The following is a 24,578-nucleotide window of genomic DNA, read 5'->3' on the forward strand; positions in this document are numbered from 1 at the left end:
TTCGGAACAAGCTCGCTTATTCAGACTGTGGTACTTCCGGCGTCAAGCCGATCGGCTGAAGCTTGGTTAGCGGATCCTTAATATACACCGGACGGAAAGTCAGTCGTCCTTGCCGGGCTTTTCCAGGCGGCCCTGGTCGAGTCCCTTCTCCGCCTTGTCGTTGCGTGCCTTGGTCAGGGACTTGTCGGCCTTGGTACGGCCGAAGGTGAGGCGGTTCTGCTCCGCCTCCTTTTCCTTTTCGAGCCGTTCCTTGGCTTTGCGGAACTGGCGAAGGTTGACGATTTCGGCGCTCATGGCTGACGCGCCTCCCGGCGCTTACTGCTTCTTGCGGAAGGAATCGAGCGAGATGACCGAGCCGGGCTTCTTCTCTTCGCCGGGCTTGGCTTCGGTGTCGGCAGACTTGGAAACGGCGTCTACGGGGATGGCAGTGATCTCGGCGGTGGTGTTCTCGTCCTCGTCGGCGAGCGGCACTTCGAATTCAAGCTCGAAATTCACAGAAGGGTCGTAGAAACCGCGAATGGCGTTGAAGGGAACGACCAGGCGTTCCGGGGTGTCGGAGAAGGAAAGGCCGATCTCGAACTGGGTATCGGAGACCTTGAGGTCCCAGAACTGGTGCTGGACGACGATGGTCATCTGTTCGGCATATTTTGCCTTGAGGTGCTGCGAGATGCGCACGCCCGGGGCGCCGGTCAGGAAGGTGATGAAGAAATGGTGGTCGCCCGGCAGACGGCCCGTGGCCGCAACCTCGGTCAAAACCTTACGGATGACGCCGCGCAACGCGTCCTGCGCCAGAATATCGTAACGGATGTGGTCCTGCCCCATACGGTCCTGTCTTTCCATTCTCTCGTCTTTTAGTCAGACGCGTTATGCCATGCCGGCCCGGCGCGGGGAAGCCCCGACGAGCATCCGAGTCAGTTCCATAGTATTCGACTGGGGAGCGAAGGTGAAGGCTTCTGTTGCCAGGTGCCTTCGGACCCCGCCTTAAAGTGCTACCTCCAAGGACTTAGTTCGGATTTCCCGCACCGCCATTAGGCAGCGAGAGCATAACCCTTAGCGTTGTTGTCGTTTGCAACTACACTTTTTGACCCGATAACGGTGGTATCATGCCGAGCAAAAGTTCGATCTTTAAGCCCTTGTCGATCCTATTTCGCCCCCATCAAAAGCCGGTCTGCAAGGTTTTCCATGCGACCGACCGGTTTTTGGTGGAGGCGCCGGGTACCGCCCCCGGGTCCAATAGGTTTATTACACCGGCCGTTTATTGCCATAGCCGGACCGAAGTCCGGCAACCGTCATATAGGCGCTTCCACCCCCGGTGAAAAGGGGTGGGAGCCGTGAAAGGCCCCGATAACCTCTCGCCGCGATGATTTTTGCCTCTGGCTCGGAAGAATGGGGCTCCGCTGGGCTGTTTGCGGTCATACAGGCAGGATCTAACCTTGCAATCGATCGCCCGCTGGCACCGTGATTTTCAGATGCTTCCGAGAGGTAAGGCCGCGCTCCCTGAGGAAGCGCGGCGTGATGGTCACTTTACCTGCGTGACCGTCAGCTTGCCGTCGACGCGTTCTGCGACGAACTGCACCTTTGCGCCCTCCTTCAGCTTGGCCAGCAGAGCGTCGTTGCCGACCTGAAAGACCATGGTCATGGCGGGCATTTCGAGACCCTTCAGCTCCTCGTGGATGAGCGTGACCTTCTTGGCCTTCGTATCGACCTTCTTGACGGTGGCCTTGGTGAATTCCTGAGCGAACGCGCCGCTGGCGGATGCGAGGCCGAGCGCTGCGACGACGGCAAGTTTGAGAACGGTTTTCATGCTCTACTCCTTCCTTTTTACCTACTTGTTGGCGACGGTGACGTCGCCGTGCATTCCGGCGTCGTAGTGGCCGGGAACGAGGCAGGCGATCTTGAAGACGCCGTCATTGGTGAATTTCCAGACGATATCGCCGGACTTGCCCGGCTTCAGGCGGATCGCGTTTGGATCGTCATGTTCCATGTCCGGAAACTTCTCCATGACCGCCTTATGCTCCATCACCTTGGCCTCCTGGTCGAGGACGAATTCGTGGTCGAGCTCGCCTTCGTTCTTGATCGTGAAGCGGATGGTCTGGCCCTTGCGAACCTTGAAGTCGTTCGGGGTGAAGATCATCTTGCCGTCGGGCGTCTCCTTCATGCTGACGCGGATGGTCTGGCTGACCTTCGACTTGTCGCCGGGTTCGCCAACGGCCATTGCTTCGCCGTGGCCGCCCGCGTGGCTGCCCGATGCCAGAACCGGCGTTGCGAGGGTGGCGAGGAAGAGGCCAAGAATTGCAGTTTTCATGATCATGTCCTTTGATTGTTGGGAGTTACCGATCAGCCGTGGTTCGAATGTTTCGACGGCGGCTGTGTCTTTGCGTCTTTGGCCTTGGGCGCGTCGGGGAGGCTTCCCGTCCACTCCCAGGCCTGGGTGCCGGGCGGGTTTTCGTACCAGCCCGGATCGGCGTAATCGCCCGCCGAGATACCCCCGCGGACCTTCACCACGGAAAACATGCCGCCCATCTCGATGGGGCCGTGGGGTCCCCATCCAGTCATCATGGGAACAGTGTTTTCCGGTATTTCCATGGACATCTCGCCCATATCCGCCATGCCGGCCGTACCCATCGGCATGTATTCGGGACGGATCTGCCTGATCTTTTTGGTGACTTCCTTCTTGTCGACGCCGATGAACGTCGGAATGTCGTGGCCCATCGCGTTCATCGTGTGATGCGACTTGTGGCAATGGATCGCCCAGTCGCCGACATGCTTTGCGTCGAACTCGTAGGCCCGCATCGCGCCGACCGGAATGTCTATGCTGACCTCCGGCCAGCGTGCCTCGGGGCGAACCCAGCCACCGTCGGTGCAGGTCACTTCGAAATCGTAGCCGTGCATGTGGATCGGGTGGTTGGTCATCGTCAGGTTACCGACGCGGACACGGACCTTGTCGTTCTTCGCGACCACCAGCGGATCGATGCCGGGGAAGACGCGGCTGTTCCAGGTCCAGAGATTGAAGTCGGTCATCTCCATGACGCGCGGCACATAGGTGCCGGGATCGATGTCATAGGCGCTGAGCAGGAAAACGAAGTCGCGGTCCACCGGCATGAACTTCGGGTCCTTGGGATGGACCACTAAGAAGCCCATCATGCCCATCGCCATCTGGACCATCTCGTCCGAATGCGGGTGGTACATGAAGGTGCCGGACTTAACGAGGTCGAACTCGTAGACGAAGGTCTTGCCGACGGGAATATGGGGTTGCGAAAGGCCGCCCACACCGTCCATTCCCGATGGCAGGATCATGCCGTGCCAGTGGACCGTGGTGTGCTCCGGCAGCTTGTTGGTCACGAAGATGCGGACCCGGTCGCCCTCGACCGCCTCGATGGTCGGACCTGGCGACTGGCCGTTATAGCCCCAGAGATAGGCCGTCATGCCTTCGGCCATCTCGCGTTCCACCGGTTCCGCAACAAGGTGGAATTCCTTGACGCCGTTGTTCATCCGGAAGGGCAGGGTCCATCCGTTCAGGGTCACGACCGGGTTATAATCCGGACCGACGGATGGGCGAACCGGAGCCTGGGTTGCGGCGGAATCCATGGCGGCTGCCTCCGGCAGACCCATGTTCGAAGTCTGGCCCCAGGCCTGGGAGGAGACGAGGGCGGCACCGGCGGCACCTGCTCCGAGCAATTGTCTTCTATTGAACATTCTCGTTTCCTTTCTCAGTCTTCGGCTTCAGCCGAAGCGACCTCGGTTTCCGCCGAGGCCGAACCGGTGCTGCCGCCATAGATGACGGGGGCAAGGTTCGCTTCGGCGAGCCAGAAGTCGCGTTTGGCGTTGACGGCGAGGATGGTGGAGTCGATCTTCTCGCGGGTATCGGCGATCAGTTCGAAGGTGCTGGTGATCATGCCGTTGTAGGTGAGGAGGGACTGTTCCTCGATCGCATTGCGCAACGGCAGGACGCTGTTTCGGTAGTGGCGTGCGATATCGTAGTTCGACTTGTAGGACAGATAGGCGGAGCGGGCTTGCGAACGGGTGTTGACCGCAAGTTCCGCCAGCTGGTTGGCGGCCCGCATATAGGCGAGCTCACCCTTTCGCAGACGCGCCTGGCCGGAATCGAAGATCGGGATCCTGAATTCCAGTCCTGCCGTCTTCGACACGTCCGAGAGGATCTTACCGTCCTCGCGCTCGCGTTCCTTTTCGTAAGTGCCGACCAGTTCGATGTCGGTGACGATGCGGGTGACATCCTCGAGCTTGTAGGACTGGGCGGTCGCCTGAAGCTCCAGGCGGGCGACCTGCAGATCCATGCGCTTGTGGATCGACTCGGCCTCTATGTCGTCGCGCTTGATCAATGCTTTCGGCAGTGGGGGAAGACGGTTCGGAATCTGGAAGTCGATGTCGGAACCGGAGAGGCCCATCAGCCTGACCAGCTCCTCCTTGGCAAGCTTTGCTTCGAGCCTTGCCTTGGCAGTCTCGCCGGTCAGCTCCGCGTAGAAGACGTGTTCACGCGCCTGGTCGGCCTTCGGCATCGATCCGGCTTCGCCGATCTTCTTGGCGAGCTCGGACGCAGCGTCGGCGGCTACCTTGGCCTGGTTGAGGTAGGCGACATTTTCCCATGCCGCCACGGCGTTGATCCAGGCTCGTCGCGTTTCGGCGGCGAGAGAGATCGTGACGATGGCCGCGTTGAGTTGGGCCTGACGGAACCGCGTGTCGGCCAGCTTGATGTTCTTGTCGTATGTCGCCAGAGCCAGAATATTGGCCGCGATGGCACCTTCGAGAACACGATAGACCTCAAGTCCGGGAGTGGCGATCCCGGTCAGGCCAACGGAGAAGGTCGGAAAAACCGAAAGCTGCGTCTGCCATGCGTCTGCAGCACTATCTCCGAGATCGGCATAAGAAGCCTGAAGCCCCTTGTTGTTCAGGAGAGCGACCTGGACGGCGGTCTCGACGTCGATGGTCTTCCTGGCCATCAGCGCCTTCACGTGGTCGCGGACTGCCTGAGACTGCTGTCGGTTTTGGACCCACACGGTTTGTTTGCCGGTTGCCTCGCTGCTTTTCGACGAGGCATTCATGAAACCGGCATCCTTGGCCGCGTAGTCCGTCGCAACGCAGCCGGCGGCGACGAGGGGAAACACGATGGCGGACAAGACTCTGACGTGACGTGTTATCATCGCGCTCATCCTTTTTTCGGAGCCTGGGCGTCGTTGAGGCCACGCCAGGGCTTCGGATCGACGGGCATGCGATGGGTGTAGCCGTCAATCGGGCTCCGGTACCGGAGGGCCCCAACGTCGGACACGGTGTCGGGGTGGTCGGTGGAAGCAACGACTTCAGGCAATGTGGACGCGCATCCGCTGGCAAAAAGCGGAAGAGCAACCACCAGGAACAAATGTTTCATGTTGAAAATCCGAGAATATGATCGCAATCGTGCCGGCGCGATCGCTCGCGCACGGTCACAGCAAGACCCGCCCCGCGGGTGCTAGTTCTCAGATATTAGGTGGACGATGCAGGCTCGGCTTCTGACCGGCAGTATCCGTGTCGTCGATGAACTCGCGAATGGAAACCACACGCGGATGGCTCAACGAGGAGCCGGAGCAGGTGATGGCCGCAACGCCGCAATAATCCGTGCAGCAGGAGTTCTTGGACTTTTCCGGACTGCCGTGGTCGTGCTGGTCGCCGTGATGATCGGCATCGGCCGTCGCAACGCCGTCGTCGCCATGGTGAGCGGCGTGGCCATCTTCGACCTGCGAGAGCTGGACGGCGTTTTCGGGATGCATCGCAGCGCTGACGGCAGAAAAGCTGTAGCCCGCCAGTGACAAGATCATCACCAGTCTGAACATCAGTGCCATCGCTTTAGATGTGATTCGATACATCCCACTCATGCCTATCAGGATTGCCAGAGCCTTCGAGCTTGTCAATCGACGCCTTTTTCAACACCGTTTCATGTCGTTCGTATGGCATTGCGACAACGCCACGAAGACCGGAAGGGCCACCCGCCGCAATCGGAGCATTGCGGTGAGCGCACACTTGCGGCTTCCCCCACTGGGAAGGTCAAGCGATTTTTCTGGGGCCGAGACGAGCGGAACGTCTCAACCGCCCATTCGTCATCGTAGTGCCAGTTCACGGCTGGACATCGATCACCAGCATCAGACCACCACCGCCCTCGGTTTCGACATTGTTGTTCGTCGTGTGGTGGGAGATATGGCAGTGGACGAGCCATTTTCCCGGTCGCTGGGCGGTCCACAGGACATCGTAGCGTTGTCCGGGAGCAACGTTGACCGTGTCGGCCAGGTACCGGGCCGTTGGCGCCAGTGTCTCCCCGTCGCGCGCGGCGACCTCGAACGGGCCCCCATGGACGTGCATCGGATGGATGGCTGTCGTGTGGGAACCGACGAAGCGTATTTTCAGTTTCTGCCCGACCTTCATCTTGATCGTATCCGTTGCGGGATAGGATTTCCCGTTGATCGTGAAGAAGTTGGGGAGGGCACCTTCCATCGGCATGGCGGGATATGTGAGCCACTCCCGCTTCACCCATTCCTGAAGCTGCATCGTATATTCGAGATCGGCGGCAATTTCGTCGGCCGGATTCTTGGGATCTATGATCAGTGCCCCGTACAGGCCAAGCGACTGCTGCCGATCCACGTGGTCGTGGGTGTGGTAGAAATAGGTGCCCGACTGCCCGACGGTATATTCGTAGGTGAAGGTCTGCCCCGGCTCTATCGGCTTCTGGGTAATGTGGGCCGGCCCGTCCATCTCGTTTGGCAGGATCAGGCCATGCCAATGAACGGTCGTGCTTTCGGGCAGCCGGTTGGTGACGTTGATCCGGACCTTGTCGCCTTGCACGACCCGCAAGGTCGGGCCTGGAACCTGATTGTTGTAGGCGTAGGCCTCCACCGTTTCGCCGGGCAATATCGACCATCGGATCACCGAGGCGGTCAGGTCGAAGACCTTGACGTCGCCATCGATGCGCGGCGGAAGGACTTCGCCGCCCGTCGCCATCTCGCGCGCCTGAAAACTCGTGAGGCGCGGGTCGACCGCTGCCATGTCGCGCATGGCGTCGCCGGGCGTATCGAACGCCATGATCATCCCGGGGGCCATGATCGCACCGCCGACGTCGTGGGCGCCCAGATGCATGTTGACCTTGGTGAACGGGTAGGCGAAGCCGGCAATCAGCATGATCGAGGTGAAGGCGGCCATGGTGGCGATCTGGAGACGGGTAGGGGCGAATGCGCGGCTTCGGCGATCTTGCCCCGACCCGTGATGCTGATGGTTACCGGCTTGCTGTCGTCGGTTCTCGTCTGCGTGGGCATGTGCGCCCTCCTGCTGGTGCGGCCCATGCTTGTCGCCGGCCATTTGGTCTCGCTGCGTCATCAGCCCGTGCTTCAGCCCCTTGGCGACCAGCCAGACATTGAACGGGTAGGCGACCAGAAAACCGACCCCGATGCCGAGGGCCATCACGCCCCAGAAGAGCATCTCTCCCGGCCACATGGCCCTCATGTCGCGGCCCATCATCAGGATTGCCATGACCGGAGCCATGCCGGCCATCATCGCATTCATGCTGATGAATTCCGGCATGAAGGAGTGTCGGACATTCTGCCAGTAAGTGCCGCCCATCATGTTCTTCATGAACAGGGCCTGGAAGATGAACAGGCCGAGCGTGAAGCCGGCGATGTATTCGATGATGATATCGATCCACATCGGCAGGCCGAGAAGAGCGGTGATCGTGGCAGCGATGATGATGCCCGTGGCATCGCCGGCAACGCAGTGGATGGTGGAGCCGATCCCCTGCTTCCACAGCGGCTTGATGAACTCTTCATGCGTTCCGGGCACAGGTTCCTTGTCGGCCAGGATGTAGAGGAGCAGACCGATCGGCCCGAGATAGAGCGTGACGAGGATGAAGCCCCATTTCATCACGGCCGGCTCGGGATTGTTCCTGAACTGATCCCAGGCGACATACAGCGTGCTCAGGCCGGCCAGGATGAACCAGACGAAGAGAAGATAGTCGATTGGCTGGATGAACATGGCTTCCTCCAAGTCGCGAAGTCACGAGATGGAGCGGACGCTACAAGTTTCCAGCGTTGGAAGGTCAAGCGCCTCTAGCGGCGTTTCAGGCGCCGGCACGAAGGCCGGACGCCAACCGGACTGTGAGGTGGAAAAGCATCCGGGCTCTCAGCAGCGGTTGAGAAAGCCGATATAATTTTTGCCGTTCCTCTCGAAATACTTGATGGTGTAGCCGATCTGGCTCTTGCCCCACCGGACTTCGCAACGAGGCCCCCACCGGGTATCGCGGCAGCCATGGACGGTGAAACACTCTCCGGCTTCGGTTTGGGTCACGACCGGGCTGCTCATGTCTTCCTGGCTGCGAACGTTGAGCGGGCCGATCGAGCGGACCAGCCGGCGTTCCCGCGGCGGCGGAATGTCTGAAGGATCGGCGCATCGGCCCGTGTCTTCGCGCAGATAGCAGTCCGCGCGATCGTTTCCGCCCCGGTCTGGACGCCGGCGATCATCGTCGCGCCTGCCGCCGAAACGCTGGCCGCTCGTCGGTCTCATGGTAACCATGCTGCCGTCGCTCAGACGTCCGACGAGATTGCCGCGGGACGGTCCGAAGCTGCCGATCTCCCTGCCGCTGAGATCAAGCAGCGTGACGCCGTCGCGGCTGGGCGTCCATCCGTTCAGGAAGCCCAAGGGGCCGAGGCACATCATGCTGCTGGCAGAAAGCTTTCCTGCGAAAGCCGTGCCCTTGAGTTCGACGTTGCATTTGCCGATCGCGCTGCCGGTTTCAACCTCCCACGAACCGACGAAGGCCGAAGGGTGGTCCTGCGCAAAAGCAGGCGCCGCGATCACCAAAGAGGCGAGGACGGCAAGGGCGTGGCGGATACGCATGGTCGAGGCTCCAGGCTGCGCAATGGTTGAGGGGTCGCCTTTTTTCTGCCCGATTCGCGGTTCGTCGAACAGGGGGGCGGAGGGAGCGAATCCGCCGAGAACCAGGGGATGGGAGCGCCGGTTTCCAGTTCATCGATTTGTGAAACTCGATAGGCAGGTCTTGCCGTTGTGCGGCGCCCAGGGCGCGCGTGACTGCACTCCTTTGTGAAGCGGAGGCGGTGGCCAGTGGGGGTGATCGGCGTTGACGGGCAGGCGGTGCCATGCTTCATCGTCGACCGGGAACGTCATTGTCGGCCATGCCGGGTTCGCAACGGGTGGGCGGGCGATATAGTCAGTCGCGGCAAAGGTCGGATTGGATCTGAGGAGACGGCGTCATGGGCAAGCGGATCGTATTCACCGGCGGCAGCGGCAAGGCTGGACGGCATGTCGTGCCGTATCTCGTAGGGGAAAGGCATGAGGTCCTCAACCTCGACCTGGCGCCGCTCGATTGCCCCGGCGTCAACACGCTGATCACCGATCTCAGGGACGGCGGCGAGACCTTCAACGCGCTCTCCATGCATTTCGGCTTCCAGGGACTGGAGAGCGGCAAGGGGCCGGCGCCCGTCGATGCGGTGGTGCATTTTGCCGCCGTGCCGCGCATCCTGATGCGCCCGGACAACGCGACGTTTTCGGCCAACACGATCTCCACCTACAACGTCATCGAGGCGGCGATGAAGCTCGGCATCCCCAAGGTGATCATCGCATCCAGCGAGACGACCTATGGGGTCTGCTTTGCCGAGGGCGACAAGGATTACCGTTCGTTTCCGCTCACCGAAGATTACGATGTCGACCCGATGGACAGCTACGGTCTCTCCAAGGTCGTCAACGAGAAGACGGCGCGGGCCTTTGCCATGCGTTTCGGCGCGGACATCTATGCGCTTCGGATCGGCAACGTGATCTCGCCGGAGGACTACAGCCGCTTCCCCGCCTTCCTCGCCGACCCGCCGTCGCGCAAACGCAATGCCTGGAGCTATATCGATGCCCGCGACCTCGGCCAGATCGTGCATCTCTGCATCGAAAAGGACGGCTTGGGCTTCCAGGTCTTCAACGCGGTCAACGACACGATTACGGCGCTTGAGCCGACCCGGCCGTTCCTCGAACGCTGGGCGCCCGGCACGCCCATTGTCGGCGATATCGGCGAATTCGAGGCTCCGATCAGCAACCGCAAGATCAGGGAGGTCCTAGGTTTCGCCGAGAGCCACGATTGGCGCCAATACGTCACCAGGTGATTGGCGCCGCTAAAACGGGGGAAAGCCATCAAACGAGATTGGTCGGGCCGAGCTATGCTACTATATGATTCCATGACGATGGAATCGGCGGCCTGACCCATGAAACAATATCTCGATCTTCTCCGGCATGTGATGGAAACGGGTACCGACCGGGGCGACCGGACCGGCAAGGGCACCCGCTCGGTATTCGGCTATCAGATGCGCTTCGACCTCGCAGAAGGTTTTCCGGTCCTGACGACCAAGAAATTGCATCTGAGATCGATCATCCACGAGCTCCTGTGGTTCCTGAAGGGCGATACGAACGTCGCCTATCTGAAGGAGAACGGCGTCTCGATCTGGGATGAATGGGCTGACGAGAAGGGCGAACTTGGCCCCGTCTACGGCTATCAGTGGCGCTCCTGGCCCGCCCCCGACGGCCGCCATATCGACCAGATTTCGCAATTGATCGAAGGCCTCAAGGTCAACCCCAATTCGCGCCGGCATATCGTGTCGGCCTGGAACGTCGGCCAGCTCGACGAGATGGCGCTGCCGGCCTGCCATTGCCTGTTCCAGTTCTACGTCGCCGACGGCAAGCTCTCCTGCCAGCTCTACCAGCGCTCCGCCGACGTTTTCCTCGGCGTGCCGTTCAACATCGCGTCCTACGCGCTGCTGACGATGATGGTTGCCCAGGTGACGGGGCTGAAGCCCGGCGACTTCGTCCACACGCTCGGCGATACGCATATCTACTCGGATCACTTCGAGCAGGCGAAGCTGCAGCTGACCCGTACCCCGAAAACGCTGCCCACCATGCGCATCAATCCTGCGGTAAAGGACATCTTCTCCTTCCGCTTCGAGGATTTCGCGCTGGAAGGATATGAGGCCGATCCGCATATCAAGGCGGCGGTGGCGGTGTGAGCAAGCCCCGTCTCGTCGTCATCGCCGCCGTCTCGCGGAACGGCGTCATCGGCCGTGATGGCGACATGCCCTGGAGACTTTCGACCGATCTGAAGCGGTTCAAGGCGCTGACCTTGGGCAAGCCGGTCATCGTCGGGCGCAAGACCTTCGACAGTTTCGGCGGCAGGCCTCTCCCTGGCCGGCCGCATGTGGTCGTCACGCGCAATCCGGACTTCCACTACGAGGGCGTCGATGTGGCAGCCTCCCTCGATGAGGCACTGAAGATTGCCGGCCGCAGGGCCGAGGAGGCCGGAGCCGACGAGATCTACGTGCTTGGCGGCGGCGAGATTTATGCGCAGGCGATCGAGATCGCAGACGTGCTGCACGTTACCCATGTCGAAACCGATATTTCCGACGGCGATACGATCTTTCCTGCCATCGATCCGGCGGTGTTCGAGAAAATCGATGAGGTTGCCGTTCCGGTGGGCGAGAAGGACAGTTATCCGACCCGTTTCGCCACTTATGCCCGCCGAACCGCGACAAACTGAAACATTTCGTTACCGTTGAACGGGAAGTTATTGAACCTGCGTTGAAAGCAGGTCTGCGCATCCCTATAACGGGCAATAGCCAGACGGCTGCCGCACGGCAGGGTCGCGGTTTGGGAGCGAATACGAACAAAGAGGTTTTGATGCCCTGGAGCAATCAGAATGGTGGCGGCGGCGGTCCTTGGGGCGGCGGTGGCGGTAATAATCAAGGGCCGTGGGGACAGGGACCGAACCGCCCACGCGGCGGCGGGGGCAGCGGCGGTCCGCCCGACCTCGAAGACATCATAAGGCGCAGTCAGGACCGGCTGCGCAGCGTAATGCCCGGCGGCTTCAACGGCGGCGCCTTCGCGATCGTTCTCATCGTGATCATTGCCTTCCTCGCCTTCCAGTCCGTCTACACGGTCCAGCCGGACGAGCGCGGGGTCGAACTGCGCTTCGGCCGCCCGAAGGACGAAATTTCGATGCCTGGCCTCCATTTCCATTTCTGGCCGTTCGAATCCGTCGAGATCGTCAAGGTCACCGAACAGCAGCAGAATATCGGCGCGGCGCGGGGCTCGAGCTCCAATGCCGGCTGGATGCTGACCGGCGATCAGAACATCGTCAACGTTCAGTTCTCGGTTCTGTTCACCGTGACCGATCCGAAGGCCTATCTCTTCAATCTGGAAGGCCCGGCTTCGACGCTGCAGCAGGTTTCCGAAAGCGCCATGCGCGAAGTCGTCGGCCGCCGCCCGGCGCAGGACATTTTCCGCGACAACCGCGAAGGCATCTCGACCGAGGTGCGCAGCATCATCCAGGGCACGATGGATACCTACGGCTCCGGCCTTTCCATCAATGCCGTACCGATCGAGGATGCGGCGCCGCCGCGTGAAGTGGCCGACGCCTTCGAAGAAGTGCAGCGTGCCGAACAGGACGAGGACCGTTTCGTCGAAGAGGCGAACCAGTACGCCAACCAGAAGCTCGGCCAGGCCCGAGGTCAGTCAGCCCAGGTCCGCGAAGAGGCATCCGCCTACAAGGACAAGGTCGTCAACGAGGCGCAGGGCGAGGCGCAGCGCTTCGTCTCGATCTACAACGAGTATGCCAATGCGCCTGAAGTCACGCGCCGGCGTATATTCCTCGAAACCATGGAAGCAGTCCTGAAGAACTCCAACAAGATCATTCTGGACAGCAAGGACGGCGTCGTTCCCTATCTGCCGCTCAACGAGATGATGAAGCAGCCGACGCAGGGAGGCACCCGATGAACTCCAATCGACTCCCCGCATTCCTGATCGGCCTCGCCGTTCTTCTCATCCTCATCTATTCGTCGGTTTTCGTGGTCAACGAACGCGAACAGGCGATCGTCGTCCGCTTCGGCGAAATTCAGGACGTCAAGCGCGAGCCGGGCATCTATTTCAAGCTGCCCTTCGCATTCATGGACGCCGACCGCGTCCAGTATGTCGAGGACCGGGCATTGCGCTTCGATCTCGACAATATCCGCGTCCAGGTGCGCGGCGGTGCCTTCTATGAAGTCGACGCTTTTGTCGTCTACTCGATCACCGGCCCGCGCCTCTTCCGAGAAACGGTGTCGGGCGACCGCGAATCGGCCGAATCGCGCCTTCGCACCCGCCTCGATGCGGCTTTGCGCCGGGTCTACGGTCTGCGCAATTTCGACGCGGCGCTTTCCAACGAGCGCTCTTCGATGATGCAGGAGGTTCGCGCCGACCTGAGTGCTGCGGCGGAAACCCTCGGGCTCGCGATCCGCGACGTTCGTATCCGCCGCACCGACCTCACCCAGGAAGTGTCGCAGCAGACCTTCCAGCGCATGAAGGCGGAACGTCTTGCCGAAGCTGAACTGATCCGGGCTCGTGGTAATGAGCAGGGCCAGCGCCGGCGGGCGATCGCCGACCGCCAGGTCGTCGAATTCGTCTCCGAAGCACAGAGGGATTCGGAAATCATGCGCGGTCAGGGCGATGCCGAACGCAACAAGATCTTCGGCGAGGCCTTCCAGCGCGATCCGGGCTTCTTCGAGTTCTACCGCACCATGCGGGCTTATGTGGCGGCACTTGCCGACAACGGCACGACCCTGGTGCTGTCGCCGGATTCGGAATTCTTCCGGTTCTTCAAATCGTCCGCAGGTGAGGCACTTGCGCCGGTTCAGACCCCGGCCCCGCGGACGCCGCCTGCTGCACCCGCAGCGCCGGCGAACTGATCCAACAAGCTTGGGGCGGCGCAAAGCCGCCCCTTTCATGACAAGACCATCCACAGGCGCGATGGTCAGAGGGCGCAATCCTCACGAAAAGGTAATTTCCACCGTCGTCATTCCGCCTTATGCTCTGCCGAAACTCCGCCCGATTCAAAGGTTCCTATAGCCTGCCCGGGTGGAGACCGCTCTTCCGGGGTGATGCGGACAATCCAACAGCGAGGACGCCAGATGGCCCATTCGGTTCGATCGACCTTCAAGCGCACCGTTACGCTTGCGGCAACTTTTGCCCTGCTGGCGGCACCCTTGCAGGCGATTGCCCAGACCCCGGTCCCTGCCGCTCCGGGACAGAACGCCAATCCGCCGGCCGCCGGTTCGCCGGGCGTCATGCTGCCGGCTCCGCCGACACCGTCTCCGACCATCAATCCGCCCCCGGCTCCGGGGCCGATGGCAGGCGGCGGCCCAGGTTCGATCGCCGATCTCGCCGAGGGCCTGCTGGATGCCGTCGTCAACATCTCCACCTCCCAAAGCGTCAAGGACCAGGGAGCCGGCCCGCAGCCTCAGATCCAGGAAGGCTCGCCATTCCAGGAGTTTTTCGAAGACTTCTTCGATGGCCAGGGCAGCCAGAACGGCAATCAGAAGGTTTCTTCGCTCGGCTCCGGCTTCGTGATCGATCCCTCCGGCTACGTCGTCACCAACAACCACGTCATCGAAGGCGCCGACGACATCGAGGTGATTTTCCCGAATGGCTCGAAGCTCAAGGCCAAGCTGGTCGGCACCGACACCAAGACCGACCTGTCGGTCCTGAAGGTCGAGCCCAAGGCGCCGCTCAAGGCCGTGCGCTTCGGCGATTCCCGCCGCATGCGGATCGGCGACTGGGTGATGGCGATCGGCAATCCCTTCGGCCTCGGCGGATCCGTGACATTGGGCATCATCTCTGCCCGCGGCCGCAACATCAACGCCGGCCCCTATGACAACTTCATCCAGACGGATGCGGCGATCAACAAGGGCAATTCCGGCGGCCCGCTGTTCAACATGCGCGGCGAGGTGATCGGCATCAATACCGCGATCATTTCACCGTCCGGCGGTTCGATCGGCATCGGTTTCGCCGTCCCGACGGAGCTCGCCGAAAATGTCGTGCACCAGCTGACCGAATTCGGTGAGACGCGCCGCGGCTGGCTCGGCGTGCGCATCCAGCCGGTCACCGACGACGTGGCGGCAAGCCTCGGCCTCGACAGGGCGCGCGGCGCGCTGGTATCCGGCGTCGTCAATGGCGGGCCGATCAAGAACGGCGAGATCAAGGCGGGCGACGTGGTCCTCACCTTCGATGGCCAGTCCGTCAACGAGATGCGCGACCTGCCGCGCATCGTTGCGGAAAGCCCGGTCAGCAAGGAAGTCGATGTGGTGATCCTGCGCGACGGCAAGCAGCAGACCGTCAAGGTGACGCTCGGCCGCCTGGAGGATAGCGCCGATCCGGAGGAGGAAGACGACCAGCCGGCCCTGCCGGAAGGCCAGGGCGAGAACAAGACGCCGGATAACAAACCGCCCGGAGACCAGAAGGGCGAGCTCAGCCAGGACCCGGCCGCAGCCTTCGGCATGACGCTCGCCGTGCTCGACGAGGAGCGCCGCAAGAGTTTCAGCATCGTTGAAAGCGTCGAGGGGGTATTGATCACCGCCGTCGCGCCGAATTCGCCGGCAGCCCAGAAGGGGTTGAAGGTCGGCGAGGTCGTGGTCGAGGTGGCGCAGGATTTCGTCGAAAGCCCGGCCGACGTCGTCAAGCGGATCTCGGTCCTGAAGTCCGAGGGCCGGCGCAACGCGCATGTGATGGTCTCGGATCCTTCCGGAAACCTGCGCTTCGTGGCGCTGCCGCTGGAGTAAGCCCAGGGCGGGGCTGTCAGTGGGCACACCCCGCGGCCGCTCTCTGGCGCTGCCACTCATCGCGGGTGATCGCGTAGACCTCATGCGGTTTCAGATGCGGATGCGTATCCGGCACCCGCGGGTGGTCGAAATCCATGCCGGTGATGCGATGCAGGCCGAGCCGCTTCATGACGGCGGTCGATCGCCTGTTTTCGCCGACTGCGAAGGAGACGATCGCATCGAGGTGCTTTTCGCCGAAGGCGAAGTCGAGCAGCGCGCGGGCTGCCTCCGTGACATAACCGTTGCCCCAGAACCGAGTCGCCAGCCGCCAGCCGATCTCCACCGTCTCGACCGGAAAGATATCCGGCATGTTGGCGAGCGACAGGCCGCAGAAACCTATGGGCTCCTGCGTTTCCTTCAGTTCCAGCGCGTAAAAGCCGAGCCCGGTTTCGGTGATCGCATCGTTGAGTTTTGCGAGGAAGGTGTCGGCCTCCTCGTGGGTGCGGCGGAACGGGAAAAATTCCATCACCTTCGGATCGGAATTGATCTCGCGAAAGAGGTCGCGGTCGCTGTCGATCCAGCTTCTGAGGCGCAGGCGTTCGGTTTCGAGGATGATCCGTGGGGGCATGTCTTGGGCTTTGTCCTACGAAACCTTCGCAGAGGATTTCGGCTTTTCGAACCTGATGCGCAGTTTGGTACCGGTGGCATCGGCGAAACGCTGCAGGGTGCGGGTCGAGGGCATGGAACGACCACTCTCCAGCCGGGCGATGGCGGCCTGAGTCGTGCCCATGGCCTTGGCGACGTCTTCCTGAGTCATGGAGGCTTGAGCGCGTGCCTTGATCAGGGCCTCCGCGAGGGCAAACTCCTCTTCGAGGGCATCATAGGCCGCGACGAATTCGGGGTCCTTGAACCATTCCTTCGCTGCCTCGCTTACCAGAAGGCTCTTCTTGTTCATCTCACATCCTTTGCCCGTCTCAGCGCAATCTCGATTTCGCGCCTGGGCGTTTTCTGCGTCTTCTTCTGGAAGACGTGCAAGACCACGATCCGCTGGCCTGAAGCCGTCACATAAGCTGCCCGGGCTATTCCGTCGCGGCCGCGCATCCGCATTTCCCAGATCGGTCCCTCAAGGTGCTTCACATAGGGCTCGTGCACCTTGGCGGGTCCTTCCAGCTCGATCAGCTTTACGATGCGGAGGAAACTGGCAACAATATCGGTGGGAAACGCCTCCAGCTCGATCCTGACGCGATCGTTCAGAAATTCCATTTTCCACTGCATTGAATATACCATTTTTGCAATGATTTTCAATGCGTATGATGCGATGCGAGTTGCACGTCGTCAATCGCGGAGGTTGTGTTCAGGTGAGGATAAAATCCGCCTTGCGATAACCCTGGATATAGAGGAGGGCGGTCAGATCGCCGTGGTCGATGCGCATCCTGGCCTGGGCGGCAACGGTGGGTTTGGCGTGCAACGCGACGCCGGAGCCGGCGATGTCGAGCATGCCGAGATCGTTGGCGCCGTCGCCGACGGCGATGGTGTCTTCCGGGGAGATGCCGAGCTTTTCCGCGATGGCAATCAGCGCGTCCACCTTGGCCTGTTTGCCGAGGATGGGTTCGGCGACCTCGCCGGTGAGGATGCCATCGTTTTCGAGGAGGATGTTGGCGCGGTTCTCGTCGAAGCCGAGGGTCGCGGCGATGCGGCTGGTGAAGACGGTAAAGCCGCCCGACACGAGCGCGGCGTAATGGCCTTTGGCCTTCATGGTGGCGATCAGTTCCGGCCCACCTGAGGTCAGCGTAATGCGCTTGGCGATGACGTCGTCGACGACCGTGATCGGCAGGCCTTTCAGAAGCGCGACGCGCTCGCGGAGCGCGGGTTCGAAGGCGATCTCGCCGTTCATGGCGCGGGCCGTGATCGTCGCTACCTTGTCCTTCAGCCCCACGACATCGGCAAGCTCGTCAATGCACTCCTGGCCGATCATGGTCGAATCCATGTCGGCGATCAGGAATTTCTTGCGCCGCGTATCCGCGTCCTGGATGACGAGATCGATGGGGACGCTGCTGATGACAACCCTCAGATCGGCCTCGGCTGCCTCGATATCGCAGCCGTCGCGCAAGGCGATATCGCAGGCGATCCCATCCGCCAGCCAGTAGAGGCCGGAGGCTTTTACCGCCTCCGCCGCTTGTTCTCCGAGCTGTTGCGTGAGAACGGGGTTTGACGGATGGGCAATGAGCGTGGCAACGAAAGCCATATGAGCGACCTTATCGACAATTTTGATGCGATCCTGATAACCGGGCCGACGGCCAGCGGCAAGTCGGCGCTTGCATTGCGCCTGGCGCGCGAGAAAAACGGCGTTGTCATCAACGCCGACAGCATGCAGGTCTACGACACGCTGCGGGTCCTGACGGCGCGACCGGCCGAGGACGAGATGGAGGGCGTGCTGCACCTGCTCTACGGGCATGTGCCGGCGACGAGGGCCTATTCCACCGGCGAGTGGCTGCGCGACGTGACGGCGCTTCTGCCGGAACTGGCGCGCGAGGGCCGGCTGCCGGTCTTCGTCGGCGGCACCGGGCTTTATTTCAAGGCGCTGACCGGCGGCCTGTCCGAGATGCCGGAGATCTCGCAGGATATTCGTTGCGAGGTGCGCCTGCGTCTCAAGGAGGAAGGCCCGGAAGCGCTGCATGCGGAGCTTTCGGCACGCGATGCGACGGTAGCGGCGAGCCTGGAGCCGAAGGACGGGCAGCGGATCGTCAGAGCGCTGGAGGTTCTGGCGGAGACCGGCCGCTCCATCGCCGAGTTTCAGGGCAGGCAGGGGCCGATGGTGATCGATCCCTCGAGGGCGAAGAAGCTTGTCGTCCTGCCGGACAGAAAACTCCTGCACGAACGGATCGACCGCCGTTTCGAGACGATGCTGGAGACCGGGGCCGTGGATGAGGTGAGGGCACTGCTGGCGCTCGATCCTGCACCCGACCTGCCTGTCATGAAGGCGATCGGCGTTGTGCAGGTCGCCGAGATGCTGGAAGGCCGTATGAGCTGGGAAGAGGTTATCGAACGCGGCTCGGCATTGACCCGCCAATATGCCAAGCGGCAGATGACTTGGTTTCGCAACCAGATGGACGAGAGTTGGGAGCGCCTGGCCTGAGTCCGGCTCAATCCTTGTCGTAAAGGCTGGTCAGCGGTTTCTTCAGCAGGCTTTCGCGCAGCGATCCTTCGCGCCGGAGCCGCGGGTTCGGGCGTGGAGCGCCTTCGGGCGCCGGAGGCCGCTGGAATGTCGGAGGCGCGGGCTGGTAGGGCGGCGGCTCAGGCGGACGGTCGCGGCGCAAGTCTGCGAAACGGTCGGGGCGGGGCGCCGAGGGTTGTTCGGGCGCGGCCGCGCGCGGCAGCATTTCCGGCCGGTAGGGTTCAAGCTGCGGGTTGCCTGCCATCGGCGGCGTCGGATTGATCGTCACATGGCCGGTCGAGCGGATCTCCCGGTTCCAGCGATCGAGTTCGGCATCGCCTGCCGGCGGGAAATCATCATCCGTATCCTCCTCGGCCCCGGAAGCGCCTTCCGCGAAAGGCGCCGTCGCCGTGGAGTAGCTTTGCTGGAAGGCGGAAATATCCGGGCCGCTAACGGCGCGCATACGGGCGATCACGGTGCGCAGATCGACCGTATCCGGCGTATCCTCCGTGCCTTTGTCGGCGACGCCATTGGCCTTGGGCAGGTATTTTTCCTCGACGCGGGCAAACCGCATGCGCATCGGCACTGAAATCGCCTCACCGAAGGCGATCGCCTCACCATTGCCGATCGACGACAGAAAGCTGGTCGTCGAGATCGACGAATTCGGGATCGCCGACTTGATGATTTCCTGGTCGCGGTCGTTGGACAGCCGCATCGCGAACACGGTCGAACACTGCGACAGGATCGTCTGGTCGAGTTCGCCGGGGCGCTGGGTGATGACGCCGAGCGAGACGCCGTATTTGCGGCCCTCCTTGGCGATGCGCGAGATGGCCTGCCTTGTCGGAAAGAAACCGAGTTCCCGGTCGGCCGGCACGTAACGGTGCGCTTCTTCGCAAACAACGAGCATGTGGACGGCGCCATTGCTCCAGAGCGCCAGCTCGAACGCCATGCGGCAGAGGACCGAGGCGATGGAATTGACGACTTCGGAGGGAATGCCGGCGAGCTGGAAGGTCGAGATCGGCCGGTCGTCGCCGGGAATGCGGAAGATATAGGCGATCGTCTCCATGATCGTGTCGTTGATCGTGTTGTTGGAGAACATGAAGTGATAGCGCGGATCGTTGATCGCCGACAGGATGCGCATCTTGAGCGACCGCAGGAACGGTTTTTCGCCGCGGCCTTCCAGGCGGCCGATCCGTTCGTCGATCAGCGCCAGGAGGTCCGCCATGCGGTAGGGAACCGGCGTGTCGGCGGTGACCGAGCTTTTTTCGGTCGAGCGGCGCATCAGCGACGTTTCATTGCCGCGGAAAGCGCGTTTCGCCTCTGGGATAAGGTCGCGCAGGATGTCCAGTTCTTCCGCCACGGCCGGACGACCGCGAAAAACCACTTCGGAAAACTCTTCGAGCCGCATCAACCAGAAGGGCAGGTCGAGCGTCTCGGTATCGATCACGACCGCGTGCTCGGGAAAGGCAGCGGCAAACTCATTGTGCGGATCCAGAATGAGGACGCGCAGTTTCGGGTCGGTTTCGATCGCCTTGTGGAGGAGCAGCGAGACGGCGGTGGACTTGCCGACGCCGGTCGAGCCGACGATGGCGAAATGTTTCGACAGCATCGATGGAATATGGATCGTCGCGTCGATCGTGTCGTCCTGCGTCAGCTTGCCGACCACGCAGGTTTCGTTCTTGCCGGTATCATAGATGCGGGAAAGGTCGGCGGCACGAATGCGGTGCGCGACCGCGCCGAGATAGGGATAACAGGAGATGCCGCCGGTGAACTCGTCACGACCATTAACCCCCTTGCGCACCTCGCCGAGCAATTCGGCCTCGATGTGAAAGCCGGTGTTGCCGTTTTCGCTCCATTCCTTGCCACCGGTCTGCATTGCATAGGCAAGCGCCACGACACGGTTCTCGCCGACGCTGATGGAGATCAGCCTGCCGACAGACCACAGTTCGGTAAGATCGGTCTCGCCGTGTTCGGCAACGGCGGAAATGGTGGCGTGCGAGCCGGTGCAGGCGACGACGCGGCCAAGCATGCGGTTGCCCGGCTTCTGGATGTCGCGACGATCCTGCTCCCCTGCAGATGCGGAACGTTGCAGATCGTTGTTCAACAAACTCTGGCCCCTGTCATTGGGGTGGCGGATATGGTCATGGCTCATCTGTCGGGTCGTTACCCTCCAAACAGGAGGACTATATTGTGCCGGCCTTAACAACTCGTGTAGGAAAGCGCGCGGCCGAATGCGTGGAAACGGAGCAGCAAAATCAGGCCGATGAGGATTTTTGGTGCAGGCCCACGTTGACGAACGACATTTATCTGGCTAACACTTCGCGCCATGAAGATCTCGATCGCTCTTATTGTGGTGGGAACGCGCATGGGCAGGACGGTGTAACCGTCCGGCGACAGCCACCCATGCGCGGAAAGACAGGCTCCTCCAAGGGGCCTTTTTTTATGCCTTCAATCCGGCTCGGAGGAGCCGCCGGTAAAAATCCAGCAGCGAATGGACCAAGACAATGACGGATACGAACAACCAGATGCCAGATAATCAGATGACGGGTGCGGAGATCGTCCTGAAGGCTCTGAAGGACAATGGCGTCGAGCATATCTTCGGATATCCGGGCGGCGCCGTCCTACCGATCTATGACGAGATCTTCCAGCAGGACGACATTCAGCACATTCTGGTGCGCCACGAGCAAGGCGCCGGCCATGCGGCCGAAGGTTATGCCCGCTCCACCGGCAAGGTCGGGGTCATGCTGGTGACCTCCGGTCCAGGCGCCACCAATGCCGTCACCCCGCTCCAGGATGCGCTGATGGATTCGGTGCCGCTGGTCTGCCTGTCGGGCCAGGTCCCGACGACGTTGATCGGCTCGGACGCCTTCCAGGAATGCGACACCGTCGGCATCACCCGGCCGTGTACCAAGCACAACTGGCTGGTCAAGGACGTCAACGAACTGGCCGGCATCATCCACGAGGCCTTCCGCATCGCCCAGACCGGGCGGCCGGGTCCGGTTGTCGTCGACATCCCGAAGGACATCCAGTTCGCGACCGGCACCTATACGCCGAAGCCTGAGATCGCCCAGAACACCAGCTATCAGCCGCGCACCCAGGGCGACATCAACGCCATTCAGGCGGCCATCGAGCTGATGGCCTCGGCGCGCCGGCCGATCCTCTACACCGGCGGCGGTGTCGTCAATTCCGGCCCGCACGCCTCTCGGCTGCTGCGCGAGCTGGTCGAGCTCAGCGATTTCCCGATCACCTCGACGCTGATGGGGCTCGGCACCTATCCGGCGTCGGGCAAGAACTGGCTCGGCATGCTCGGCATGCACGGTTCCTATGAGGCGAACATGGCGATGCACGACTGCGACGTCATGGTCTGCATCGGCGCCCGTTTCGACGACCGCATTACCGGCCGCCTCAACGCGTTCTCACCGAATTCGCGCAAGGTCCATATCGATATCGACCCATCCTCGATCAACAAGAACGTGCATGTCGACATCCCGATCCTCGGTGACGTCGGCAGCGTTCTCGAAGACATGGTCCGCCTGTGGCGTGCGCTGCCGAAAAAACCGGCCAAGGCGCAGACCGAGGAATGGTGGAGCCAGATCAACCGCTGGCGGGCTCGCAAGAGTTTCTCCTACAAGCATTCCAACGACGTCATCATGCCGCAATATGCGCTGCAGCGCCTTTTCGAGGCGACCAGGGGGCATGACACCTACATCACCACGGAAGTCGGCCAGCATCAGATGTGGGCGGCACAGTTCCTCGAGTTCGAGGAGCCGAACCGCTGGATGACCTCGGGCGGCCTCGGCACCATGGGCTACGGCCTGCCGGCAGCGATCGGCGTTCAGGTCGCCCATCCGGACGCCCTCGTCATCGACGTTGCCGGCGATGCGTCGATCCAGATGTGCATCCAGGAAATGTCCTGCGCCATCCAGCATAACCTGCCGGTCAAGATCTTCATCCTGAACAACCAGTATATGGGCATGGTCCGCCAGTGGCAGCAGCTGCTGCACGGCAACCGCCTGTCGAATTCCTATACGGAGGCGATGCCGGACTTCGTCAAGCTTGCGGAAGCCTATGGCGCCGTCGGCATCTACTGCGACGATCCGAAGGAACTCGACGACAAGCTCGAGGAAATGATCGCGGTCAAGAAGCCGGTGATCTTCGATTGCCGCGTCGCCAATCTCGCCAACTGCTTCCCGATGATCCCTTCGGGCAAGGCGCATAACGAGATGCTGCTGCCGGACGAAGCCACCGACGAAGCGGTTGCCAATGCCATCGATGCCAAGGGTCGCCAGCTCGTCTGAGACGGGCGGCACATCCTTCAACAAAATTCTGAGGAAATGGACCCAAGACCATGAATGCGCATCAGCAACCGACCGGATCCGCCTATTTCATCGCGCCTGAGACGGCAAAAGCCGAAAGCCACACGCTTTCGGTTCTCGTCGCCAACGAACCGGGCGTGCTCGCACGGGTGATCGGCCTGTTTTCCGGCCGCGGCTACAATATCGAGAGCCTGACGGTTTCGGAAACGGAACACGAAGCTCACCTATCCCGCATTACGATCGTGACGCGCGGCACGCCGACGGTGCTCGAACAGATCAAGGCGCAGCTCGAACGCATCGTGCCGGTGCACCGGGTCGTCGACCTGACGGTTCGCGCCCACGCACTCGGCCAGGAACGGCCGATCGAGCGCGAGGTGGCGCTGGTCAAGGTCGTCGGCCAGGGCGACCGCCGCGCCGAAACGCTGCGGCTTGCGGATGCCTTCCATGCCAAGGTCGTCGATGCGACGGTCGAGCATTTCATCCTGGAGATCACCGGGAAGTCCTCGAAGATCGACCAGTTCGTAGCGATCATGAAGCCGCTCGGTTTGGTGGAAGTCTGCCGCACCGGGATCGCGGCGATGAACCGCGGCCCGCAGGGGATGTAACGGGTCGGGCGGAGATCGATGTCTTGCCGGCGATCGACACGCTGATGGCGAAGCGCCGCACGCTCGATCTCCGCTAGATCATCTCCAATGGTGCCTTGCGCGACGGTGGCGGGAAGGCGGCGTCGAGGGCTGTCCAGTCCGCCTCGCTGAGATCCAGATCGACCGCCTCGGCGTTTTCCGCGACGCGGTCCGGATTGGCGGATTTCGGGATGGCGATGACGCCGTCGCGTTCCAAGAGGAAGGCGAGCGCCACCTGCGCCGGCGTCGCCTGATAGGCCTTGGCGATGCGGATCAGTTCCCCGCTTTTGGCAAGCCGGCCCTGTTCGATCGGCGAATAGGCCATGACGGGGATGCCGCGCTCCTGGCACCAGGGCAGAAGATCGTATTCGATGCCGCGGCGTGAGAGATTGTAGAGGACCTGGTTGGCGGCGCAGTTTGCGCCATCCGGCACCTCCATCAGTTCCAACATGTCGTCGAGATCAAAATTGGAGACGCCCCAGGCGCCGATCTTGCCGGCCCGGCGCAGCTCCTCGAAGCCGGCGACGGTCTCAGTCAGCGGATGTTCGCCCCGCCAGTGCAGGAGATAGAGGTCGAGCCGGTCGGTCTTCAGCCGGTCGAGGCTGCGTTCGCAGGCCTCGACGACACCCTTCCGGCTGGCATTCCAAGGATAGACCTTGCTGACCAGAAACACCTGTTCCCGGCGGCCGGCGATCGCTTCCGCGGTGATTTTTTCGGCCCCGCCCTCGCCATACATTTCCGCCGTGTCGATCAGCGTCATGCCGAGATCGAGGCCGCGCTTCAGGCTCTCGATCTCCACCGCGGCCTTGCGGCTGTCCTCGCCCATCTGCCAGGTGCCGAGGCCGAGAGCCGGAACCGAAATGCCGGAGGGCAGGGTGACTGTCGGGATATCGGGCAT

Annotated in this window: 25 protein-coding genes and 1 other RNA gene; 9 read left to right on the forward strand and 17 right to left on the reverse strand. The window is 61.9% G+C overall.

Annotation, left to right across the window (positions count from 1 at the left end; genetic code table 11):
• Window positions 1–99: 99 nt before the first annotated feature.
• The 11 genes from C5L10_RS16865 to C5L10_RS16915 all read right to left on the reverse strand — a co-directional run bounded on the left by C5L10_RS16865 (window position 100) and on the right by C5L10_RS16915 (window position 8,868).
• A complete protein-coding gene (locus tag C5L10_RS16865; RefSeq protein WP_046667612.1) occupies window positions 100–294 on the reverse strand; it encodes a DUF4169 family protein in 195 nt (64 codons plus the stop codon).
• A 21-nt stretch (window positions 295–315) separates the two neighbouring features.
• Entirely contained in the window at window positions 316–822 is a 507-nt protein-coding gene (locus C5L10_RS16870; RefSeq protein ID WP_046633588.1) for an SspB family protein, read from the reverse strand.
• A 120-nt stretch (window positions 823–942) separates the two neighbouring features.
• Window positions 943–1,323: a transfer-messenger RNA gene (ssrA, locus tag C5L10_RS16875) on the reverse strand.
• Window positions 1,324–1,519: 196 nt separating this feature from the next.
• The gene (locus tag C5L10_RS16880) at window positions 1,520–1,804 is read right to left on the reverse strand and encodes a copper-binding protein (protein ID WP_046667614.1); all 285 of its coding nucleotides are present in this window, start codon (window positions 1,802–1,804) and stop codon (window positions 1,520–1,522) included.
• A 21-nt stretch (window positions 1,805–1,825) separates the two neighbouring features.
• Entirely contained in the window at window positions 1,826–2,305 is a 480-nt protein-coding gene (locus tag C5L10_RS16885) for a plastocyanin/azurin family copper-binding protein (protein WP_105430665.1), read from the reverse strand.
• Window positions 2,306–2,337: 32 nt separating this feature from the next.
• Window positions 2,338–3,696, reverse strand: a complete 1,359-nt coding sequence (locus C5L10_RS16890) for a multicopper oxidase family protein (protein ID WP_105430615.1) — start codon at window positions 3,694–3,696, stop codon at window positions 2,338–2,340.
• A gap of 14 nt (window positions 3,697–3,710) precedes the next feature.
• Window positions 3,711–5,159: a TolC family protein gene (locus C5L10_RS16895; protein WP_105430666.1), complete on the reverse strand. Its 1,449-nt coding sequence runs from the start codon at window positions 5,157–5,159 to the stop codon at window positions 3,711–3,713.
• Between the two features lie 5 nt (window positions 5,160–5,164).
• On the reverse strand, window positions 5,165–5,383 hold the full coding sequence (locus C5L10_RS16900) for a hypothetical protein (protein WP_105424376.1): 219 nt from the start codon (window positions 5,381–5,383) through the stop codon (window positions 5,165–5,167).
• An 88-nt stretch (window positions 5,384–5,471) separates the two neighbouring features.
• Complete coding sequence (locus C5L10_RS16905) at window positions 5,472–5,825, reverse strand: hypothetical protein (RefSeq protein ID WP_245448025.1); 354 nt, start codon at window positions 5,823–5,825, stop codon at window positions 5,472–5,474.
• 280 nt (window positions 5,826–6,105) lie between these two features.
• Window positions 6,106–8,007, reverse strand: coding sequence for a DUF4396 domain-containing protein (locus C5L10_RS16910; RefSeq protein WP_105430617.1), 1,902 nt, complete (start codon window positions 8,005–8,007; stop codon window positions 6,106–6,108).
• 147 nt (window positions 8,008–8,154) lie between these two features.
• Complete coding sequence (locus tag C5L10_RS16915; RefSeq protein WP_105430618.1) at window positions 8,155–8,868, reverse strand: AprI/Inh family metalloprotease inhibitor; 714 nt, start codon at window positions 8,866–8,868, stop codon at window positions 8,155–8,157.
• Window positions 8,869–9,242: 374 nt separating this feature from the next.
• On the opposite strand from C5L10_RS16915, the gene C5L10_RS16920 reads away from it, so the two are divergent.
• From C5L10_RS16920 to C5L10_RS16945, 6 genes are all read left to right on the forward strand, one after another.
• Window positions 9,243–10,136, forward strand: a complete 894-nt coding sequence (locus C5L10_RS16920) for an NAD(P)-dependent oxidoreductase (RefSeq protein WP_105430619.1) — start codon at window positions 9,243–9,245, stop codon at window positions 10,134–10,136.
• Window positions 10,137–10,235: 99 nt separating this feature from the next.
• Window positions 10,236–11,030: a thymidylate synthase gene (locus C5L10_RS16925; RefSeq protein ID WP_046667620.1), complete on the forward strand. Its 795-nt coding sequence runs from the start codon at window positions 10,236–10,238 to the stop codon at window positions 11,028–11,030.
• Window positions 11,027–11,557 carry a dihydrofolate reductase gene (locus C5L10_RS16930; RefSeq protein WP_105430620.1) on the forward strand — a complete coding sequence of 177 codons (531 nt, stop codon included), beginning with the start codon at window positions 11,027–11,029 and terminating at the stop codon, window positions 11,555–11,557. Before C5L10_RS16925 ends, C5L10_RS16930 begins: the two co-directional genes overlap by 4 nt.
• 140 nt (window positions 11,558–11,697) lie before the next feature.
• Window positions 11,698–12,792 (forward strand): FtsH protease activity modulator HflK, encoded by a 1,095-nt coding sequence (hflK, locus tag C5L10_RS16935; protein ID WP_105430621.1) that lies wholly within the window; start codon window positions 11,698–11,700, stop codon window positions 12,790–12,792.
• Window positions 12,789–13,739: a protease modulator HflC gene (gene hflC, locus C5L10_RS16940; RefSeq protein WP_046667623.1), complete on the forward strand. Its 951-nt coding sequence runs from the start codon at window positions 12,789–12,791 to the stop codon at window positions 13,737–13,739. Before hflK ends, hflC begins: the two co-directional genes overlap by 4 nt.
• 222 nt (window positions 13,740–13,961) lie before the next feature.
• A complete protein-coding gene (locus tag C5L10_RS16945) occupies window positions 13,962–15,608 on the forward strand; it encodes a Do family serine endopeptidase (protein ID WP_105430622.1) in 1,647 nt (548 codons plus the stop codon).
• 16 nt (window positions 15,609–15,624) lie between these two features.
• On the opposite strand, the gene C5L10_RS16950 is transcribed toward C5L10_RS16945, so the two are convergent.
• The 4 genes from C5L10_RS16950 to serB all read right to left on the reverse strand — a co-directional run bounded on the left by C5L10_RS16950 (window position 15,625) and on the right by serB (window position 17,832).
• On the reverse strand, window positions 15,625–16,215 hold the full coding sequence (locus tag C5L10_RS16950) for a GNAT family N-acetyltransferase (RefSeq protein WP_105430623.1): 591 nt from the start codon (window positions 16,213–16,215) through the stop codon (window positions 15,625–15,627).
• Between the two features lie 15 nt (window positions 16,216–16,230).
• Entirely contained in the window at window positions 16,231–16,542 is a 312-nt protein-coding gene (locus C5L10_RS16955) for a helix-turn-helix domain-containing protein (RefSeq protein ID WP_105430624.1), read from the reverse strand.
• The gene (locus C5L10_RS16960) at window positions 16,539–16,850 is read right to left on the reverse strand and encodes a type II toxin-antitoxin system RelE/ParE family toxin (protein ID WP_245448026.1); all 312 of its coding nucleotides are present in this window, start codon (window positions 16,848–16,850) and stop codon (window positions 16,539–16,541) included. The genes C5L10_RS16955 and C5L10_RS16960 overlap by 4 nt, the downstream gene beginning before the upstream one ends.
• 91 nt (window positions 16,851–16,941) lie before the next feature.
• Window positions 16,942–17,832 (reverse strand): phosphoserine phosphatase SerB, encoded by an 891-nt coding sequence (serB, locus tag C5L10_RS16965; protein WP_105430626.1) that lies wholly within the window; start codon window positions 17,830–17,832, stop codon window positions 16,942–16,944.
• On the opposite strand from serB, the gene miaA reads away from it, so the two are divergent.
• Window positions 17,833–18,723 carry a tRNA (adenosine(37)-N6)-dimethylallyltransferase MiaA gene (miaA, locus tag C5L10_RS16970; RefSeq protein WP_105430667.1) on the forward strand — a complete coding sequence of 297 codons (891 nt, stop codon included), beginning with the start codon at window positions 17,833–17,835 and terminating at the stop codon, window positions 18,721–18,723.
• A gap of 7 nt (window positions 18,724–18,730) precedes the next feature.
• On the opposite strand, the gene C5L10_RS16975 is transcribed toward miaA, so the two are convergent.
• Window positions 18,731–20,848 carry an ATP-binding protein gene (locus C5L10_RS16975; protein WP_105430668.1) on the reverse strand — a complete coding sequence of 706 codons (2,118 nt, stop codon included), beginning with the start codon at window positions 20,846–20,848 and terminating at the stop codon, window positions 18,731–18,733.
• Between the two features lie 397 nt (window positions 20,849–21,245).
• Here C5L10_RS16975 and C5L10_RS16980 point away from each other — a divergent pair, with 397 nt between their 5' ends.
• Together C5L10_RS16980 and ilvN are read left to right on the forward strand one after the other, a co-directional pair.
• Complete coding sequence (locus C5L10_RS16980) at window positions 21,246–23,039, forward strand: acetolactate synthase 3 large subunit (protein WP_105430627.1); 1,794 nt, start codon at window positions 21,246–21,248, stop codon at window positions 23,037–23,039.
• A gap of 50 nt (window positions 23,040–23,089) precedes the next feature.
• Entirely contained in the window at window positions 23,090–23,662 is a 573-nt protein-coding gene (ilvN, locus tag C5L10_RS16985) for an acetolactate synthase small subunit (protein WP_024164177.1), read from the forward strand.
• A gap of 73 nt (window positions 23,663–23,735) precedes the next feature.
• Here ilvN and C5L10_RS16990 read toward each other — a convergent pair whose 3' ends face one another.
• On the reverse strand, window positions 23,736–24,578 hold the full coding sequence (locus C5L10_RS16990; RefSeq protein ID WP_105430628.1) for an aldo/keto reductase: 843 nt from the start codon (window positions 24,576–24,578) through the stop codon (window positions 23,736–23,738).

This window comes from Neorhizobium sp. T6_25 (assembly GCF_002968555.1).
GTDB lineage: Bacteria > Pseudomonadota > Alphaproteobacteria > Rhizobiales > Rhizobiaceae > Neorhizobium.